Origin of the sequence: Haemophilus sp. HMSC066A11 (assembly GCF_001811665.1) — a bacterium.
Classification (GTDB): domain Bacteria; phylum Pseudomonadota; class Gammaproteobacteria; order Enterobacterales; family Pasteurellaceae; genus Haemophilus; species Haemophilus influenzae.
Window position 1 is genome coordinate 1 of the sequence record NZ_KV805903.1, and the last position, 20,045, is coordinate 20,045.

The window sequence follows — 20,045 nt, forward strand, 5'->3', positions numbered from 1 at the left end:
CAAAAATATTTAAAAAAATGATCTTTTGATTAAAGTGCAAGCGATTAGAGCAAAATATAGATCTTTTTGGCTATTTTTTTAAGCGTTTTAAAATTCTCGGAAGATCTACGATAGAATCTAACACATAATCCGCTATTCCTTCTCCTTCCCCTGTTACTGGTTTACCAGTACGAACTAATACGTTCATTTTTACTTTCGCACCAATCCCCGCTTTTAGGTCTTCAACTTTATCTCCAACCATAATAGATTGCGTAGGATCGATCTTTAATTCTTTGATCGCTTGCAATAACATTCCCGATTTAGGCTTCCGACAATCACAATCTTCTTTATATTCGCCCTTTCCCTCAGGATGATGTGGACAATAGTAAATACCATCCAAATCCACATCTTGTTCAGCTAACGACCAATCCATCCATTCTGTTAATTGTAAAAACTGCTCCTCAGAAAAATAACCACGTGCAATGCCCGACTGGTTGGTCACTAATACCAACATATATCCCATTTTCTTTAATTCTCGCAATGCATCAATCGCACCATCAATAAATTTAAAGTTATCAATTTCGTGTACATAACCATAATCAATATTTAACGTGCCATCGCGATCTAAAAAAATAGCCTTATTCATTCTCTAACCTTTTATACATGTCAAATTGACGAAAATTATCTATTTAATCCAAGCAATTAGCAAATATAAGTCATAACTAATCTGTCTAAAAAAGATAATCTGACATATTGACATAGCAATCTAGACATCTAGAATACCAAAACAGATTTAAAAACAATAAATAAAAAGGGCTTATATGATTAAGCTAAATAATATTACGAAAATTTTTGAGCTACCGAACAAAAAATTGACTGCGCTTGATAATGTTTCGTTGAATATCGAAAAAGGTCAAATCTGTGGCGTAATTGGTGCATCTGGTGCAGGAAAAAGTACATTAATTCGCTGTGTGAACTTATTAGAAAAACCGACAAGCGGTTCCGTTATTGTTGATGGCGTAGAATTAACAAAACTTTCTGATCGCGAGTTAGTACTTGCTCGTCGTCAAATTGGAATGATTTTTCAGCATTTCAATTTACTAAGTTCTCGCACCGTCTTTGAAAACGTGGCATTATCCTTAGAATTAGAAGGTGAACCAAAAGCAAAAATCCAAGAAAAAATTACCGCACTTTTAGAGCTTGTTGGTTTAAGTGAAAAACGTGATGCTTACCCAAGCAATCTTTCTGGTGGGCAAAAACAACGCGTAGCCATTGCTCGCGCCTTAGCGAGCGATCCTAAAGTCTTATTATGTGATGAAGCAACGAGCGCATTAGATCCTGCAACGACGCAATCTATTCTGAAATTATTAAAAGAAATTAACCGCACTTTAGGTATTACAATTTTGTTGATTACTCATGAAATGGAAGTTGTTAAACAGATTTGTGATCAAGTTGCTGTTATTGATCAAGGTCGCCTAGTTGAACAAGGTACTGTCGGTGAAATTTTTGCAAACCCTAAAACAGAATTAGCACAAGAGTTTATTCGTTCGACCTTCCACATCAGTCTACCTGATGAATATTTGGAAAATCTTACTGATACACCGAAACATAGTAAAGCCTATCCAATCATCAAATTTGAGTTTACGGGTCGCTCAGTCGATGCACCGTTACTTTCTCAAGCATCAAAAAAATTTGGCGTGGAGCTCAGTATCTTAACCTCACAAATTGATTATGCTGGAGGCGTGAAATTTGGTTATACCATTGCTGAAGTAGAAGGCGATGAAGATGCCATTACGCAAACCAAAGTTTATTTAATGGAAAACAACGTGCGCGTGGAGGTGCTTGGTTATGTTCAATGATTTTTTGGCAACATTCAGCCAACAATTAACACCTCAAATGTGGGGTGTTGTCGCAACCGCAACTTATGAAACTGTTTATATCAGTTTTGCATCTACCCTACTTGCTGTACTAGTCGGCGTGCCTGTTGGCGTATGGACGTTCTTAACTGGAAAAAATGAGATCTTACAAAATAACCGCACTCATTTTGTGTTAAACACGATTATTAATATTGGGCGTTCCATTCCATTTATTATTTTGCTTCTAATCTTATTACCTGTAACTCGTTTCATCGTGGGAACCGTATTAGGTACAACAGCAGCAATTATTCCATTGAGTATTTGTGCAATGCCATTCGTGGCTCGCTTAACTGCTAATGCATTAATGGAAATTCCAAATGGTTTAACCGAAGCAGCTCAAGCAATGGGGGCTACTAAATGGCAAATTGTACGTAAATTCTATTTACCAGAAGCACTACCTACACTCATTAATGGCATCACGCTCACTCTAGTCACTTTAGTTGGTTACTCAGCAATGGCGGGGACGCAAGGCGGCGGTGGTTTAGGTAGCCTCGCTATCAACTACGGCGTATATCGCAATATGCCTTATGTCACTTGGGTGGCAACCATTATTATTGTGCTATTCGTTATGATTAGCCAAAAACTCGGCGATACACTGGCTAAAAAAGTGGATCATCGTTAATTAAACGCAACTCTTAACTTAAACAGGAAGGAAATCCTATGAAATTAAAACAACTTTTTGCAATCACTGCAATCGCATCAGCTCTCGTTTTAACAGGCTGTAAAGAAGACAAAAAACCTGAAGCTGCAGCAGCACCGCTTAAAATCAAAGTAGGCGTGATGTCTGGCCCTGAGCATCAAGTTGCAGAAATTGCAGCAAAAGTCGCTAAAGAAAAATATGGTTTAGACGTTCAATTCGTTGAATTCAATGACTACGCATTACCAAATGAAGCTGTATCTAAAGGTGATTTAGATGCAAACGCAATGCAACATAAACCTTATTTAGATGAAGATGCAAAAGCGAAAAATTTAAATAACTTAGTCATCGTGGGTAATACTTTCGTCTATCCATTAGCGGGTTATTCTAAAAAAATCAAAAATGTGAATGAATTACAAGAAGGTGCTAAAGTTGTTGTTCCTAACGATCCAACAAACCGTGGTCGTGCATTAATTCTTCTTGAAAAACAAGGTTTAATCAAATTAAAAGATGCAAATAACCTTCTTTCAACTGTATTAGATATTGTTGAAAATCCGAAAAAATTAAACATCACTGAAGTAGATACTTCTGTTGCGGCACGCACATTAGACGACGTTGATTTAGCTGTAGTAAACAATACTTATGCGGGTCAAGTAGGCTTAAATGCTCAAGATGACGGTGTATTTGTAGAAGATAAAGATTCGCCATATGTGAACATTATCGTTTCTCGTACCGATAACAAAGACAGCAAAGCTGTTCAAGATTTCGTAAAATCTTACCAAACAGAAGAAGTTTACCAAGAAGCTCAAAAACACTTTAAAGATGGTGTTGTAAAAGGTTGGTAATTTCTACCGCACTTTAACCCATCACTAAATCCCTTGCCCAGCAAGGGATTTTCTTATCTAAGCTCGGAATGTTTTAAAGAATATTGATAGCTAAAAATAATTAGATAATACAGAAATATGAAATTTCTTTAATTGATTAAAAAAGCAAGATACTTTTACGCTTGGAAATGTTTAATTATAGAAAAGATAATAATTCAGCGAGAGAATATTTAGATTACTTTTAGATAAAGTTCAATTAAATCAAAAATTAAGAGTAATAGCTTCTTTTATCGACAAATTAATAAGAAAATCAAAGATATTTTTACCGCACTTTACCATTACATAAAACCAATTTCGTTTTCTGAGCTTTCAGATAATTAACAATTCCTTCGGGAACATCATCCGTAAACAAATATTCTACATCACTTAATTCGCCCAAGCGAACAATCGCTTGGCGCGAAAATTTAGAGTGATCGGTCACTAATAAGGTCTGACGTGAACTTTCAATAATCGCTCGCTTGACTTGTACTTCATGGTAATCGTAATCCAATAATGAACCATCTGCATCGATCGCACTAATCCCTAAAATACCGAAATCTAGGCGAAATTGAGAAATAAAATTCACCGTAGCTTCGCCAATAATTCCACCATCCATTCGTAATGATCCGCCCGCCATGACAATATCAAAACTTTCATTTTGGCGTAAAAGATGAGCGGCATTCAGATTGTTCGTCACAATTCTGAGTTTTTCATGACCAAGCAACGCATTGGCGACAGCCTCAGGCGTGGTACCAATATCAATAAACAACGATGCACCGTTAGGAATCAACTTCGCAACTTCCTTTGCAATATTATTTTTTTGTAATGAAAAGAATTGTTTACGATCCACGTAATCAGAATTTTCTGCAGAAGATGGCGATGCCGCACCACCGTGATGGCGGCGAATTAAATCTAACTCCGCCAAAATATTCAAATCACGACGAATCGTTTGAGGGCTAACATCTAAGGCTGCAACCAATTCTTCCGTGCTTAAATAGCCAGATTGTCCCACCAGTTTAATAATTTTTTGATGGCGTAACGATTGTTTCATAGCGAATCCTTTATCCAAATAAAACAGGCTTACTCTAGCGAATTTTTGCACAATTTGCTATCAATAAATCCCCAAATCAAGCCTGAAATATGCGCAGCATTTCCCATTTCAACACCAAATAAGGGGCTAATAAAACCTAATGCGATCCACACCAATAACATGGTGAAAAAACCTTCTGGCAGATCAAATAAATGATGATTCAATTTATCACGTATAAATACATAACCTAGAACCGCATATACAACACCAGAAAGCCCAAAAAAAGCGGGGCCAGACACATAATTTTGCACATAGCCTGTTATGGCAGATGCTACAACATACAACATCAATAATTTGACCGAACCAAAAGTGCGTTCAATCATTCCACCGAAAATAAAAAACCAAGACAGATTAAACAAAATATGCAAATTAGATAAATGTACCAATGTATGTGAAATATAACGCCACACTTCGCTATCTTGCTCTTCGTAAGCGGGATAATGCATCAAATACATAATATCGTCTTCAAACCCCAGCTGTTGAGCAAGATAAATAAGCGCACAAAGTGCGGTAAGAATTAACGTGATTTTTCCTTGTTGAGCTAAAAATTTTTTCATTCGTGATCTCGTGCTTATGCGTAAATTTAAAAATCGGACTTCGCATTAAAAGTCATTGTTTCCCCTGTAATGGGGTGGGTAATCGTCAATTCTTCTGCGTGCAAACATAATCTTGGCGACATAGCTTTAGCCTGTGGATGAGAATAAAATTTATCACCTAGAATTGGATGCCCCAATGCTAACATGTGCAAGCGTAATTGATGAGATCTGCCTGTCACGGGCGTCAGTTTCACGCGAGTACTGTTATTCGGCAAACGTGCTAAAACTTCGAATTTTGTGACCGCTCTTTTTCCTAAAACGAAATCCAAACGTTGGCGAGGTCGATTTTCCCAATCACAAATCATCGGCAAATTTACCTCGCCATAATCGTTCTCCAAATGCCCCCAAACAATCGCTTGATAGTGTTTTTTCGGTTCACGTTCGCGAAATTGACGTTTTAATTCACGATCCGCTGCCTTACTTAAAGCAAACACAATAATACCGCTCGTTGCCATATCCAAACGATGAGCAGGCTCACAAAAGCCGAATTTTTCTTTTACTCGACTCATTGCGCTATCGTAATATTGTGGTTGATTGCCTGGTACGGAAAGCAAACCGCTCGGTTTGTTTACCACGCACAAATGATTATCTTGATAAATAATATCCAAATAAGGTTCAAGAGGCGGATTGTATTCAATCAATGCCATTTTTATTCCTTGTTCGTCACAATGACACGCAAGCAATCCAAACGCCAATTTGCTTTAGAAAGCTCATCCAGTGATTGTGTTCGTTGTTGTTCCAAAATATCAATTTCGCTCTGGCGAATATTTTTATTCACTGCTCGCAAAGCCTGTAAACGATTAATTTCTGCGCTTAATTGTTGATCTGCTTGATTTTTAGCTTCAGCAATAATCGGTTCTGCCAAGGATTTTACCAGTTGATCACCTCGCGTGCTCAAGTCTTCAATGTTGCTCCGTGCCATTTTTACCATTTGATTAGCAATATTTTTACCAAGTGGTTTCAATTTGCTATGCAATGTTTCAAAAGCAACCTGCTCACCAATGTTATTTCCTTTGTTATCAAGCAGCAGACGAATAGGCGTTGGTGGCAAGAAACGATTGAGCTGTAACCCTTTTGGCGATTGGCTTTCCACCACGTAAATCAATTCAATTAATAAGGTTCCAGCGGGCAGTTGTTTATTCACAAGCAATGCCATTGCGGCTTTGCCAATATCACCCGAAGCAACAAGATCAATACCTTGACGAATCATAGGATGATCCCAAGTCAAGAATTCCATTTCTTCGCGGGCAAGGGCAAGTTCTCGATCAAAGGTAACCGTCACACCTTCTTCTTTTAAACCTGGAAAATCGGGCACAAGCATTGTCCCAGTTGGACTAATTACAATACTATTAGCCCCAAGATCTTCTTGCTCTACGCCAATAATATCAAATAATTTTAAAGCAAAATTCACAAGCTCTGGCGAATTATCTTCATCAGCAATTTGATCTGCTAATGCTTGTGCTTGCTCACCGCCATGAGAATTTAGCTCTAATAAACGATCGCGACCTTTTTCTAACTCAATCTTGAGTTTTTCCCGAGCGGTTTTAGTTTGTTTTAATAATCCAGAAAATTCATTCTCTGAAAGTGCGGTAGAATTTGACCGCACTTTTTCCAACTCATCGGCAAACTGAGAAAATAATGCCATTCCCATTGGACAAGTTTGTTCAAAAGCATTCAATCCCTCATTGTACCAACGTGCTAAACGACTTTGAGGCGAATCTTTCGCACAAGGCACATAAATTTGCACATCACGTTTTTGTCCAATACGATCTAATCGGCCAATACATTGTTCCAATAAATCAGGATTTGTCGGTAAATCAAATAACACTAAATTTGCTGCGAATTGGAAGTTACGCCCTTCCGAGCCAATACTCGAGCTCAGTAAAACCTGCGCGCCGTTTTCTAAATCCGCAAAATAAGCCGCGGCTCTATCCCGTTCGATAATCGACATTTTTTCGTGAAACACTGCGGCGCGAATCGCCTCACGTTCACGTAAAATTTGTTCTAACTGAATCGCAGTTGCCGCCGTCTGGCAAATCACAAAGATTTTTTCATCGCGATGTAGTTTGAGGAAATCAATCAGCCAATCAATTTTATCATTCTCTTCAGAGAGAGTAATTTGATGATAAACACGGTGCGGAAAACCTTTCACGCCTTGACGTGTATTGCGGAATAACATTCGCCCCGTGCCGTGACGATCAATTAAGGCTTGAATCAATTCCTGACGGGCACGCTGTTGTTCTTCATCATTATTTGATGCAATTGCTTTAAAAAGTGGCTCGACATCTTGTTCAAGCAATAAATCAGAAATATGATTTTTTTCGACCGCACTTAATGCCTTATTTGCCAACAAAGATTCAACGGCATTAACCACAGGTTGATAGCGTTCCTGCTCTTTCACAAAGGTTTGATAATCAAAGAAACGTTCTGGATCCAGTAAGCGCAAACGAGCAAAATGACTTTCTTGCCCAAGTTGTTCTGGAGTTGCAGTGAGTAACAAGACGGATGGAATGATACGAGCAAGCTGTTCAACTAATAAATAAGCTGCACTTGGCGAGGTTTCAGACCACACCAAATGATGGGCTTCGTCCACAATTAAACAGTCAAATTGAGCATTGAGCGCCTGCTCCACTCGGTTTGGATGAGTTTCTAACCAATTCAGCGAACAGATAATTAAACTTTCAGTCGTGAATGGATTAACCGCATCAAGATCAAAATCGTTGCAACGTTCTTCATCAAAAAGTGCAAAATGCAAATTAAAACGACGAAGCATTTCCACCAGCCATTGATGTTGCAAGGTTTCTGGCACGATAATAAGAACACGTTGCACTTTCTCAGCAAAAAGTTGATTCTGCAAAATCATTCCTGCTTCAATGGTTTTCCCTAAACCAACCTCATCCGCCAATAACACGCGAGGATTAACTCGATTACCGACTTCAGCTGCAATATGAAGCTGATGGGGAATTAAACTCGCACGCGTTCCGCGTAAACCACGCAATGGCGATTTAAATTGTGCTTGCTGATGACAAAGCGTGCGATAACGCAATGCAAAATGAGTACTGCGATCAATTTGCGCTGAAAAGAGGCGATCTTTTGCTTGGCTAAAAGAAATAATCGGCGAAATATCACGTTCTTGCACAATAACATCTTCATCTTGTGGATTTTTAACTAAATAAAACAACAAACCGTTCATATTTTGAACGTCTAAAATCTCGCCTTGCCAGCCAGCTTGATGGGATAAGGTTTCACCTTTGCTAAATACAATTCGGCTTAAAGGCGCTTGTGCCATAGCATATATCCTCGTTTCATCTGCTGCGGGGAAATAAATAGTAACAGTTCGTTGATCTAATGCGGTAATAACACCTAATCCTAAAGCGTTTTCACTTTCACTTAACCAACGCTGACCAATAGCAAAGGGCATAATTATTCTCTTTCTGATTTACATTGATAAAACTTGGGGGCGTATTGTAGCTTGCATACTCTTGAAAAGAAACTCACAAAAAATTGACCGCACTTTTAGGAAGATATACGTCACCCCAATATAATTTATCCTTGGATTTTCAATATGCTCAAGCGTAAACTAGAATCTCGACTAAATCCACCGTATAGGGAAAAGAGATGAATTATCGTGATGAATTAATTTTACAATGGGTAAATCAACAAGGAAAAGCCAGCGTAATAGAACTTGCACAGCATTGTGATATTTCGGTGGAAACCATTCGTCGCGATTTGAACAAATTAGCGAACAAAGGCTTATTGCACCGAACCCACGGAGGAGCAGTGAGTAATAAAACCAAAGATTTAGGTTCATTTTTCCAAACTCGAAAACATATTAATGCAACAGCTAAACGACATATTGCCCAAAAAGCCTTGGATTTGCTATATGAAAATGCCGTTATAGGTTTAGATGCAAGCTCAACAAGTTGGTATTTTGCTTATTTAATGCCCGATATTCCTTGTACAGTAGTAACCAATTCAATGTTTAACATTAATGCCCTAGTTAATAAATCCAATGTTAAAACTATTGTTACTGGCGGAGTTTATTCAGCAAAATATGAAGCATTTTACGGTCCCTTATCTGAGTACTTATTACAACGATTACATATTAATTTTTCAGTGTTTTCTTGTTCAGGAATTGATAAAAACGGTAATATCTGGGAATCAAACGAGCTGAATGCCTCTTTAAAACGAAAAATGATGGAAGCTTCAGAACGTGCTTATTTGTTAATTGATTCTTCTAAATTTGAAAAAACAAGTTTGATTCAACTTGCCGATTTAAACAAAATTAATACCATTTTTTCTGATCGGTCACTTCCCGATAACTTACAAAAATATTGTGAGCAACACGATATAATGACCGTTTTATAAAAATAGATGACCATTTTGACCGAAAATTACTAAAAATTGAAAGAATCGGTCATATACATTTCCTTAAATATAGTCAATTTTCGTGATCTGCTTCGCAGTTTTGCAACAAAATTTCATTTCTTACTGTTTTCCTTATCATTTTTCTTTCACACTCTAATTCAATGAAAACACAATTTGTTCTGCAGTGATTTCATCATTCTTACTTAAGCACAAACAAAGGAGTGTAACTATGGCTCTTGCTACTCAATCAAATCGTATAAAAATCGGTATTCGTCCAACTATTGATGGTCGTCGAATGGGGGTTCGAGAATCTCTTGAAACCCAAACAATACGCATGGCTCAATCTGTTGCTCAATTATTACAAACACATATTCGTTATACAGATGGTACTTTCGTTGAATGTGTAGTTGCAGATAGCACTATCGGCGGTGTAGCCGAAGCAGCCGCCTGTGCGGATAAATTTAAACGCGAAAACGTTGGATTAACCATTACCGTTACCCCTTGTTGGTGTTATGGCTCAGAAACCATTGATATGGATCCTCACATGCCTAAAGCAATTTGGGGATTTAACGGTACGGAACGCCCAGGTGCGGTTTACTTGGCTGCCGCCCTTGCTGGTCATTCTCAATTAGGACTACCAGCCTTTTCCATTTACGGCACAGAAGTTCAAGAAGCCGATGACACAAACATTCCTGAAGATGTAAAAGAAAAATTATTGCGTTTTGCTCGTGCTGGGCTTGCTGTTGCAAGTATTCGAGGAAAATCCTATTTATCTATTGGGTCAGTTTCCATGGGAATTGCAGGTTCTATTGTAAATCAAGCTTTCTTCCAAGAATATTTAGGTATGCGTAATGAATATGTGGATATGATGGAAATTAAACGCCGTTTAGACCGCAAAATTTATGATCAAGAAGAAGTTGATTTAGCCTTGAGTTGGGTTAAACAATATTGCAAAGAAGGGGTTGATGTAAATAGCCTAGAGAATCAACGCAATGCGGAAGAGCGTGCAGAACTTTGGGAAAATGTTGTGAAAATGACCATTATCACTCGTGATTTGATGGTAGGAAATCCAAAATTAGCAACATTAAATTATGCAGAAGAAGCCTTAGGTCATAATGCCATTGCAGCAGGTTTTCAAGGGCAGCGTCATTGGACTGATCATTTGCCAAACGGCGATTTTATGGAGGCAATGCTCAATTCAACTTATAACTGGAATGGCGTGCGTCCACCTTATATTCTTGCCACGGAAAATGATAGTTTAAATGCAATAGGAATGTTATTTGGGCATCAATTAACTGGCAAAGCTCAAATTTTCGCAGATGTGCGTACTTATTGGAGCCAAGATTCGGTTGAGCGTGTCACTGGATGGCGACCTGAAAGTGGATTCATTCATTTAATCAATTCAGGTTCAGCTGCACTTGATGGAACGGGAGAACATCAAGATGCTCAAGGCAATCCAACTTTAAAACCAGCATGGGATGTTACCGAAGAAGAAGCAAAACGCTGCTTAGAAAATACACGTTGGTGCCCTGCTGTTCACGAATATTTTCGAGGGGGCGGTTTATCTTCTCAATTCCTAACCAAAGGTGGCATACCGTTTACAATGCACCGTATTAATCTTATTAAAGGTTTAGGTCCCGTTTTACAAATTGCGGAAGGCTGGTCAATCGACTTACCTCAAGATGTACATAATAAATTAAATCAACGTACTAATGAAACTTGGCCAACAACATGGTTTGTTCCACGTTTAACTGGAAAAGGTGCATTTACTGATGTGTATTCAGTCATGGCAAATTGGGGCGCAAATCACTGTGTAGCGACTCACGGTCATGTGGGGGCTGATCTAATCACTCTTGCTTCAATGTTACGCATTCCAGTCTGTATGCATAATGTATCAGAGAAAAATATTTTCCGCCCTAGCGCTTGGAATGGATTTGGTCAAGACAAGGAAGGGCAAGATTATCGAGCTTGCCAAAACTTTGGTCCGCTTTATAAATAACCCCTAATTTGTTTTTATAAAAAAGTGCGGTCAAAAACATAAGGATTTTTGACTGCACTGAGGAGAGTTTTTATGGCTATCGCATTGATTTTTGACTGTGGCGCAACAAATTTACGCACCATTGCGATAAATGAAACGGGACAAATTCTTGCCTCTCATCACCTTGCTAATAATACAAAACAAGGAATCGAATCATCTGATTATCATATTTGGGATATTGAAGAAATCTGGCAAAAATTAACCTCTTGTGCAACTCAAACCTTCAATCAATTAATGCAACAAGGTATTGATTTAAAAGATATTGTAGGAATATCTGTTACCACTTTCGGCGTGGATGGCGCACCTTTTGATGAAAATGATCAACAACTTTATCCGATTATTTCATGGAAATGCCCACGGACCATACCAGTAATGGAAAATCTATCTAATCAATTAGATATCAAATCTCTTTATCAACGTAACGGCATTGGTCAATACAGTTTTAATACTTTATTTAAATTACATTGGTTAAAAACACACAAGCCAGATGTTTTCCGAAAAATGGCTAAATTCGTTTTTATTTCGTCAATGCTCACTCAACGCTTAACTGGTCAATTCACTACAGATCACACAATGGCGGGAACATCAATGATGACAAACCTTACTAGCGGTAATTGGGATCCATCGATTTTAGCATCGCTGGGTTTAAGTAATAACCATTTCCCTCCTATGCGTTATGCAGGTGAAAAAGTTGGAAAATTACGTACACCGTTAGCCCAGAAATGGGGATTAAATCCCGTACCTGTCATTTCTTGTGGACATGATACTCAATTTGCTGTGTTTGGATCTGGTGCAGGGCTGAATCAGCCTGTGTTAAGTTCTGGCACCTGGGAAATCTTAATGGCTAGAACCCAGCACGCAGAACCTAGATTTGAGTTTGTTTCTCAAGGCTTAACCACTGAATTTGATGCACAATCCAATTGCTTTAATCCAGCGGTACAATGGGTGGGTTCTGGCGTCATAGAATGGTTAGGTAAATTATTATTTTCCGATGTTTATGGCAGCGATCACTATTACACCACAATGATCAAAGAGGGAGAAAAAGCTTTTAATGCGGGAAAAAGAGCGGTCAATTTTGAAGGTATTTTTAGCCAACTAGGACAAGGTAATATCAGTGGACTTTCCATGTTTGCTACTCGTGGAGAAATTTATGTCAGCGCATTACAACATATGGCAAATAAACTCAAAAACGGTTTATCCGTGCTACATCAAGTCAGTCAGTTCCAAGCTAAAAGCTTAATTTGTGTTGGGGGTGGTTCAAAAAATGTATTGTGGAATCAAATCCGTGCAAACACCTTAAATTTACCGATTGATGTTGTGGACATTTCTGAAAGTACTGTACTTGGTGCCGCAATGTTTACCTTTGCAGGCGTAGGCATTTACGAAAATGTAAACGCGGCACAGCAAGCGATGCAACCAACAAGAAAACGAATTTACCCAAACTAGAAGGAACAACAAAATGCTAAAAGGTATTCACCCAGCTCTTTCTCCTGAATTACTAAAAACCCTAGCCGAAATGGGGCATGGCGATGAGATAGTTCTAGCTGACGCCCATTTTCCCGCACATTCACTACATAAAAATGTAATACGTGCAGATGGTATATCTATAGATATTTTACTTGAAGCAATAACTCCCTTATTCGAATTTGACGCTTATGTTGATGCCCCTCTGTTTATGATGAAAGCAGTTGAGGGAGATTCTTTAGATCCGAATGTTGAAACTCGTTACTTAAATGCGATTGAAAGTGCGGTCGGTTTCACACCAAATTTAACCTGTCTAGAACGCTTCGATTTTTATACACGTGCTAAACAGGCTTATGCTGTTGTTGTCAGTGGTGAGATCGCAAAATATGGCAACATTATCATTAAAAAAGGGGTTACTCCCATTTTATAAACAATAGAGGTACTACAAAATGAACAGAGCAGAATTATCACAAAAAATCATTGATACTTGTCTTGAAATGACAAAATTAGGTTTAAATCAAGGCACAGCGGGAAACGTTAGTGTTCGTTATAAAGATGGAATGCTGATTACCCCGACAGGTATGCCATATCACTTAATGAAGACAGAAAATATTGTTTATGTTGATGGAAATGGCAAACACGAAGAAAATAAATTACCATCAAGCGAATGGCAATTTCACTTGAGTGTTTATCATACTCGCCCTGAAGCAAATGCTGTTGTCCACAATCATTCCATTCACTGTGCAGGCTTATCCATTCTCGAAAAACCTATTCCTGCAATTCATTACATGGTAGCCGTAAGCGGCACAGATCATATTCCTTGTGTACCTTATGCAACATTTGGTAGTCACGAATTAGCTAGTTATGTCGCAACGGGAATCAAAGAAAGCAAAGCCATTTTACTAGCACACCATGGTTTAATCACTTGCGGAGAAAACCTAGATAAAGCCTTATGGCTCGCACAAGAAGTAGAAGTATTAGCGTCTTGGTATTTGAAATTACTCTCTACAGGCTTAGAAATTCCACTGCTCAGCAAAGAGCAAATGCAGGTAGTGTTAGGTAAATTCCACACCTATGGATTACGTATTGAAGAATCCTAAATCTTGTTATACCCCATCACTTACATGAGGAAAACATTATGAACGCCAAAGTTTTAGAAAAGAAATTCATCGTCCCCTTTGTGCTTATTACTAGCTTATTTGCTCTTTAGGGATTTGCCAACGACATTACCAATCCGATGGTTGCGGTATTTCAAACAGTAATGGAAATTCCAGCCTCAGAAGCGGCATTGGTACAATTAGCTTTTTATGGGGGATACGGCACAATGGCTATTCCTGCGGCATTATTTGCCAGTCGCTATAGCTACAAAGCGGGGATTCTTCTGGGGCTTGCTCTTTATGCAATAGGTGCATTTTTATTTTGGCCAGCTGCGCAATATGAAATATTTAATTTCTTTTTAGTCTCCCTTTATATTTTAACCTTTGGGCTCGCTTTTTTGGAAACCACTGCCAATCCTTATATTCTCGCAATGGGAGATCCTCAAACAGCTACTCGACGTTTAAATTTCGCACAATCATTTAATCCACTTAGTTCAATTACAGGTATGTTTGTTGCTTCCCAGTTAGTCCTAACTAATCTTGAATCTGACAAACGTGATGCTGCAGGTAATTTGATTTTCCACACCCTGTCTGAAGCAGAAAAAATGAGTATTCGCACCCATGATTTAGCTGAAATTCGCGATCCTTACATAGCACTCGGATTTGTCGTGGTTGCAGTGTTTATTATCATTGGATTGAAAAAAATGCCAGCCGTAAAAATAGAAGAGTCCGGACAAATCAGCTTTAAAACAGCAGTAAGTCGACTGGCTCAAAAAGCCAAATATCGTGAAGGCGTGATCGCACAAGCCTTTTACGTAGGTGTTCAAATCATGTGTTGGACATTTATCGTACAATACGCTGAACGTTTAGGTTTTACTAAAGCTGAAGGGCAAAACTTTAACATCATTGCTATGGCTATTTTTATTAGCAGTCGCTTTATTAGCACGGCATTAATGAAATATTTAAAAGCAGAATTTATGCTGATGCTCTTTGCTATTGGTGGTTTTTTAAGTATTCTCGGAGTTATCTTTATTGACGGTGTATGGGGTCTATACTGCCTAATTTTAACCTCAGGTTTTATGTCTTTAATGTTCCCTACCATTTATGGTATTGCCCTCTATGGCTTAAAAGAGGAATCGACATTAGGAGCTGCAGGTTTAGTAATGGCTATTGTAGGCGGCGCATTAATGCCACCACTACAAGGAATGATTATTGACCAAGGCGAAGTTATGGGACTTCCAGCAGTAAATTTCTCCTTTATCCTACCATTAATCTGTTTTGTAGTAATTGCCATTTATGGCTTCAGAGCTTGGAAAATACTTAAATAGCCAAAATATTGTTTTTATCTGCATCATTAAGAGTGTATTTAAGCTTCTTCACTCAAATGATGCAGATTATGAGCATAAAATCTAACAGACTGAAAGTGCTTATATTTGAAAAAACTAAACAGGATCTAGTTAAACAGATAACGAATGGCACGCCCTAAAGGATTCGAACCTTTGACCCACGCCTTAGAAGGGCGTTGCTCTATCCAGCTGAGCTAAGGGCGCATTCAAAGGATTTCTTTTATAAAAATTTCAAGAAAATACGAAAGAAGTGGTCGGCGAGATAGGATTTGAACCTACGACCCACTGGTCCCAAACCAGTTGCGCTACCAAGCTGCGCTACTCGCCGATAAGTGCGGTCAATTATAAGTTTGTTTTTATTTCAGTCAATGAAATTTTTGATTTTTCAACTTAATTGTTCAAAATTATTCCACTTTAAGAAATATCCCCCTTTTTCATTGTAAAAAAATCATTGTTCGTTAAAATAGCAAACGCTTTCTTTTTCATCACATAATCATATCAAGGATAGCTCAATGGCCGCAAAAATCATCTCTGGTACTGAACTTTCAAAACAAATTAAAGCTAATTTAGCAGATAAAATAACCCATTATATTGAACAAGGAAAACGCGCTCCAGGACTTGCTGTAATCCTAGTTGGTGCTGATCCTGCTTCGCAAATTTATGTGGGCAATAAACGTAAAAGTTGCGAGGAAGTCGGTATTCTCTCTAAATCTTATGACCTCCCTGAAACAACCACGCAAAATGAATTATTAGCGATTATTGACCAACTTAACGCAGATAAAAATATTGACGGTATTTTGGTGCAACTCCCCTTGCCAAAACAAATTAATGCGGAAGCTATTATTGAACGTATCGATCCTAAAAAAGATGTAGATGGCTTTCATCCTTATAATGTTGGGCGGTTATGCCAACGTATTCCAACTTTACGTGCTTGTACACCTTATGGTGTGATGAAACTATTAGAAACAACGGGTATTGATTTACACGGCAAGCACGCAGTAATTGTAGGCGCATCCAATATTGTCGGCCGCCCAATGTCTTTAGAATTATTATTAGCAGGGGCAACCGTCACAGTAACACATAGATTCACTAAAAATTTGGAAAACCACGTTCGCCAAGCAGATATACTTGTCGTTGCGGTAGGTAAACCAAATTTAATTTCTGGCGATTGGATCAAAGAAAGTGCGGTAGTAATTGATGTTGGAATTAACCGAGTAGATGGAAAATTAGTAGGCGATGTAGAGTTTGATAAAGCAGCCGAAAAAGCGGCTTACATTACACCAGTCCCCGGTGGCGTTGGGCCAATGACCGTTGCAATGTTGATGAGCAATACGCTTTATGCTTATGAACACAATAAATAGCTTTGTATAGAACAGTTATGAAAAATGGGTTAAAGCTTCATTTGCTTTAACCCATTTATTTAAATGGCTTTATTGTACTTCTCACGTTTAAATTTATAATCTTCAATCATCATTTATTAAAAGTAAACAATTCTATATTATTTAATCCAGAACATATAACCCATAGTAGCAATAACTACAACACAGACTAAATTCAGTAAGAAACCAACTTTGACCATTTCACTTTGTTTTACTTGACCAGAGCCAAATACAATCGCGTTTGGTGGTGTCGCTACTGGTAGCATAAAGGCACAGGATGCACCAATACCAATAATTAATGCTAAACCAATTTCTGGCATACCCAATGATTGAGCGATAGAAATAAAGATAGGTACAAGTAACGCCGCACTCGCTGTATTAGAAGTAAATTCAGTTAAGAAAATAATGAACGCCGCAACTAATAAACCAATAAGATAGAAATGTTGTCCATCAATCATAAAAACAATACTATCCGCTAAAATTTTACTTGCACCAGAATCCTTCAACACCGCACTTAATGTTAATCCACCACCGAAAAGCATTAATACGCCCCAATCGGTATTTGATTGAATTTGTTTCCAACTTGCAACGCCTGTTGAACAAATAACAATTGCCGCCAATAAGGCTACGATACTATCAAAACTTGCAATGTTTTTTTGTAATCCTAGTAATCCTGAAATAAACGGATTAATTTTACCGCTAAATATCCACGTTAAAGCAATGACTGAAAAAATAATAAACGTCAATATACGCATAGGATTCATTTCAATATTTTCAAAGGTCTGTTCAAAATTGAGATGAAGTTTTGGTTTGAAAATAATATAAAGAATCCCAATCATCAACGGCAACAAAATAATCATTATTGGTAAGCCATACCATAACCAATCAGAAAAAGTTAAATGTAAATTACTTGCTACAATTGCATTTGGTGGGCTTCCTACAAGGGTTCCCATACCACCAATTGATGCACTATAAGCAATCCCTAACAGCACAAACACATAGGTGTTATGATCTTTTTCGCGATCAAGCTGGCTTAAAATGCCCATGGAGAGGGGTAACATCATTGCAGCAGTTGCCGTGTTACTCATCCACATAGAAAGAAAGGCTGTAATCAAAAAGAGATAAATAACGGCAATAAATAAATTACCGCGCGCTAACGCCATAATCTTATTAGCAATCATTTTATCAAGTTTTTGAATATGCAATGCCGTCGCCAAGGAAAAGCCACCAAAAAATAAAAATATTGTCGGATCAGCAAAACTAACTAAAGCTTGTTTGGTGCTAACTAATCCTAATGCCACAGCCAAAAGTGGAACTAATAATGCAGTAATAGTAACGTGTAATGCTTCACTTAACCAAAGCACTGCGATAAAAGCTAATAATGCCAAACCAGAATTAGCTTTTGGTTCAAAAGGTAATACATTTAATAACACAAAAAACAGCACAATATCTAAAATAAAAATAATGCCATTTTTATGACTTCTTAAAGATGTCATCTCACCCATAAAGTTCCTCCGTTAAGGCTATCACTTAAATAGGGTTCAATGTTAAATGAATGTTATAAAGATGCAACGAGCAATATTCAGAAATGTGATCGAGAGCAACAAATTTTAATAAAAAACACAATGTACCATATCTTTATTTCAAAATTTTGTTCGAGCAAACGCCGCAGCTTCAGCGATTAATTCATCGCTTGGGCGTTGATGCGTATAAAGTTCAAATTGTTCTACAGCCTGAAGTACAATCACTTCTGCGCTAGAAATAGTTTGTTTTCCTCGTGCTTGAGCATAACGAATAAAGGGCGTTTCAACAGGCATAGCCACTACATCAAACGCGACACTAGCATTATCAATGAACGCTTTTGGAAAGGCTAAATCCATTTCTTCCTTGCCGCCTTTCATGCCGATTGGCGTAACATTGACTAAAATATCTGCCTGTTGGTTTTCTAAAGAATTGATGTATGCGTAGCCATAAAGTGCGGCGAGATATTGACCTGTTTTTACGTTGCGTGCGTAAATTTTTAATTTCTCAAAACCTGAATTTTTAAAGGCAGCCACAACGGCTTTTGCCATACCGCCACTGCCATGAACAATGACTTTAGCATTTTTATTTAAATGATATTTTTCAATTAATTTTACGATGGCAATGTAATCAGTGTTATATGCTCGCAAAAAGCCATTATCGTTCACGATTGTGTTTACGGATTCAATGGCTTGTGCTGACGGATGAATTTCATCTAAAAATGGCATGCAAGCTTCTTTGAATGGCATTGAAACAGCACAACCACGGATGCCTAATGCGCGAACGCCTTTAATTGCATGCTCAATATCTTGCGTGGTGAATGCTTTATAAATGAAATTTAACCCTAGCTTATCGTACAAGTAATTGTGAAAGGTTGTACCGAAATTGCCTGGACGACCTGATAAAGACATGCAGAGTTGGGTATCTTTATTAATCATTTTATTTCCTTAAATATTCAAATTCATGTCATCATCAATGCCGATAAAATATTGGTTCATATCAAAAGCAGGTTTTGCTGCTTTATCTTGACTTACAATTCGAGCTGGCACGCCAGCCGCTGTGGCATATTCCGGCACAGGGTTAAGCACAACAGAGTTTGCCCCAATTTTGGCGTATTTACCTACTTCAATATTACCGAGAATTTTTGCACCCGCCCCAATCATAACACCCTCGCGTACTTTGGGATGACGATCGCCTGATTCTTTTCCCGTACCGCCAAGTGTTACGCCTTGCAAAATTGAAACATCATTTTCGATTACAGATGTTTCACCCACAACAATACCTGTTGCATGGTCGAACATGATTCCGTGGCCAATTTTCGCCGCTGGGTGAATATCTACATCGAAAGCTACTGAAATTTGGTTTTGTAAATAAAGGGCAAGGGATTTACGATTTTGATTCCATAAATAATGGGTGATTCGATAACTTTGAATCGCATGGAAACCTTTTAAATAAAGCAATGGAGTAGACCATAACTCCACAGCAGGATCTCGGTGGCGGACAGCTTGGATATCGCAAGCAGCGCAATCAATAATCGAAGGATTAGATTGATAGGCTTCCTCAATAATTTCACGGAGAGAAATAGCTGGCATAATAGGATTGGCTAATTTGTTAGCCAATAAATAACTTAGCGCACCGCCCAGATTTTGATGCTTTAAAATTGTAGAGTGAAAAAAACTAGCAAGCATAGGTTCGTTTTCAGCAAGTTCTTTGGCTTCTTGGCGAATATGTTGCCACACATCTAATGTCAT

Annotated in this window: 17 protein-coding genes, 2 tRNA genes and 1 pseudogene; 10 read left to right on the top strand and 10 right to left on the bottom strand. The window is 38.1% G+C overall.

The window, feature by feature from the left end:
• Window positions 1-70: 70 nt before the first annotated feature.
• The gene (gene gmhB, locus HMPREF2813_RS09310) at window positions 71-625 is read right to left on the bottom strand and encodes a D-glycero-beta-D-manno-heptose 1,7-bisphosphate 7-phosphatase (RefSeq protein WP_005688251.1); all 555 of its coding nucleotides are present in this window, start codon (window positions 623-625) and stop codon (window positions 71-73) included.
• Window positions 626-800: 175 nt separating this feature from the next.
• Between gmhB and metN the strand changes: the two genes are divergently transcribed.
• The 3 genes from metN to HMPREF2813_RS09325 are packed head-to-tail and all read left to right on the top strand — an operon-like array spanning window position 801 to window position 3,377.
• On the top strand, window positions 801-1,838 hold the full coding sequence (metN, locus tag HMPREF2813_RS09315; protein ID WP_005672315.1) for a methionine ABC transporter ATP-binding protein MetN: 1,038 nt from the start codon (window positions 801-803) through the stop codon (window positions 1,836-1,838).
• Entirely contained in the window at window positions 1,828-2,517 is a 690-nt protein-coding gene (locus HMPREF2813_RS09320; RefSeq protein WP_005665085.1) for a methionine ABC transporter permease, read from the top strand. Before metN ends, HMPREF2813_RS09320 begins: the two co-directional genes overlap by 11 nt.
• A 38-nt stretch (window positions 2,518-2,555) precedes the next feature.
• Window positions 2,556-3,377, top strand: a complete 822-nt coding sequence (locus tag HMPREF2813_RS09325) for a MetQ/NlpA family lipoprotein (protein ID WP_048946756.1) — start codon at window positions 2,556-2,558, stop codon at window positions 3,375-3,377.
• A 301-nt stretch (window positions 3,378-3,678) separates the two neighbouring features.
• Here the strand turns inward: HMPREF2813_RS09325 and HMPREF2813_RS09330 are convergent, their stop codons facing one another.
• The 4 genes from HMPREF2813_RS09330 to rapA are packed head-to-tail and all read right to left on the bottom strand — an operon-like array spanning window position 3,679 to window position 8,502.
• Complete coding sequence (locus HMPREF2813_RS09330) at window positions 3,679-4,446, bottom strand: DeoR/GlpR family transcriptional regulator (RefSeq protein WP_005688247.1); 768 nt, start codon at window positions 4,444-4,446, stop codon at window positions 3,679-3,681.
• Window positions 4,447-4,475: 29 nt separating this feature from the next.
• Window positions 4,476-5,042 carry a rhomboid family intramembrane serine protease gene (locus tag HMPREF2813_RS09335; RefSeq protein ID WP_070647086.1) on the bottom strand — a complete coding sequence of 189 codons (567 nt, stop codon included), beginning with the start codon at window positions 5,040-5,042 and terminating at the stop codon, window positions 4,476-4,478.
• A gap of 26 nt (window positions 5,043-5,068) precedes the next feature.
• The gene (gene rluA / locus HMPREF2813_RS09340; RefSeq protein ID WP_005688244.1) at window positions 5,069-5,728 is read right to left on the bottom strand and encodes a bifunctional tRNA pseudouridine(32) synthase/23S rRNA pseudouridine(746) synthase RluA; all 660 of its coding nucleotides are present in this window, start codon (window positions 5,726-5,728) and stop codon (window positions 5,069-5,071) included.
• 2 nt (window positions 5,729-5,730) lie between these two features.
• The gene (gene rapA, locus HMPREF2813_RS09345) at window positions 5,731-8,502 is read right to left on the bottom strand and encodes an RNA polymerase-associated protein RapA (RefSeq protein WP_014550533.1); all 2,772 of its coding nucleotides are present in this window, start codon (window positions 8,500-8,502) and stop codon (window positions 5,731-5,733) included.
• A gap of 197 nt (window positions 8,503-8,699) precedes the next feature.
• On the opposite strand from rapA, the gene HMPREF2813_RS09350 reads away from it, so the two are divergent.
• The 6 genes and pseudogenes from HMPREF2813_RS09350 to fucP all read left to right on the top strand — a co-directional run bounded on the left by HMPREF2813_RS09350 (window position 8,700) and on the right by fucP (window position 15,376).
• A complete protein-coding gene (locus HMPREF2813_RS09350) occupies window positions 8,700-9,449 on the top strand; it encodes a DeoR/GlpR family DNA-binding transcription regulator (RefSeq protein WP_005688239.1) in 750 nt (249 codons plus the stop codon).
• Between the two features lie 229 nt (window positions 9,450-9,678).
• Entirely contained in the window at window positions 9,679-11,448 is a 1,770-nt protein-coding gene (gene fucI, locus HMPREF2813_RS09355; RefSeq protein WP_014550532.1) for an L-fucose isomerase, read from the top strand.
• Window positions 11,449-11,520: 72 nt separating this feature from the next.
• On the top strand, window positions 11,521-12,933 hold the full coding sequence (gene fucK / locus HMPREF2813_RS09360; protein ID WP_014550531.1) for an L-fuculokinase: 1,413 nt from the start codon (window positions 11,521-11,523) through the stop codon (window positions 12,931-12,933).
• Window positions 12,934-12,946: 13 nt separating this feature from the next.
• The gene (gene fucU, locus HMPREF2813_RS09365; RefSeq protein ID WP_013526317.1) at window positions 12,947-13,381 is read left to right on the top strand and encodes an L-fucose mutarotase; all 435 of its coding nucleotides are present in this window, start codon (window positions 12,947-12,949) and stop codon (window positions 13,379-13,381) included.
• 19 nt (window positions 13,382-13,400) lie between these two features.
• Window positions 13,401-14,051 carry an L-fuculose-phosphate aldolase gene (gene fucA / locus HMPREF2813_RS09370; protein ID WP_005648575.1) on the top strand — a complete coding sequence of 217 codons (651 nt, stop codon included), beginning with the start codon at window positions 13,401-13,403 and terminating at the stop codon, window positions 14,049-14,051.
• A 38-nt stretch (window positions 14,052-14,089) separates the two neighbouring features.
• Window positions 14,090-15,376: pseudogene (gene fucP, locus HMPREF2813_RS09375) on the top strand (L-fucose:H+ symporter permease).
• A 145-nt stretch (window positions 15,377-15,521) separates the two neighbouring features.
• Here the strand turns inward: fucP and HMPREF2813_RS09380 are convergent.
• Window positions 15,522-15,598: transfer RNA gene (locus HMPREF2813_RS09380), tRNA-Arg, on the bottom strand.
• A 47-nt stretch (window positions 15,599-15,645) separates the two neighbouring features.
• Window positions 15,646-15,722: transfer RNA gene (locus HMPREF2813_RS09385), tRNA-Pro, on the bottom strand.
• Between the two features lie 184 nt (window positions 15,723-15,906).
• Here HMPREF2813_RS09385 and folD point away from each other — a divergent pair.
• The gene (folD, locus tag HMPREF2813_RS09390) at window positions 15,907-16,755 is read left to right on the top strand and encodes a bifunctional methylenetetrahydrofolate dehydrogenase/methenyltetrahydrofolate cyclohydrolase FolD (RefSeq protein ID WP_005654480.1); all 849 of its coding nucleotides are present in this window, start codon (window positions 15,907-15,909) and stop codon (window positions 16,753-16,755) included.
• 137 nt (window positions 16,756-16,892) lie between these two features.
• Here the strand turns inward: folD and HMPREF2813_RS09395 are convergent, their stop codons facing one another.
• From HMPREF2813_RS09395 to cysE, 3 genes are all read right to left on the bottom strand, one after another.
• Window positions 16,893-18,278, bottom strand: coding sequence for a DASS family sodium-coupled anion symporter (locus HMPREF2813_RS09395; protein ID WP_014550530.1), 1,386 nt, complete (start codon window positions 18,276-18,278; stop codon window positions 16,893-16,895).
• Between the two features lie 138 nt (window positions 18,279-18,416).
• Window positions 18,417-19,232 (bottom strand): shikimate 5-dehydrogenase, encoded by an 816-nt coding sequence (locus HMPREF2813_RS09400; RefSeq protein ID WP_048946786.1) that lies wholly within the window; start codon window positions 19,230-19,232, stop codon window positions 18,417-18,419.
• 9 nt (window positions 19,233-19,241) lie between these two features.
• On the bottom strand, window positions 19,242-20,045 hold the full coding sequence (gene cysE / locus HMPREF2813_RS09405; RefSeq protein ID WP_014550529.1) for a serine O-acetyltransferase: 804 nt from the start codon (window positions 20,043-20,045) through the stop codon (window positions 19,242-19,244).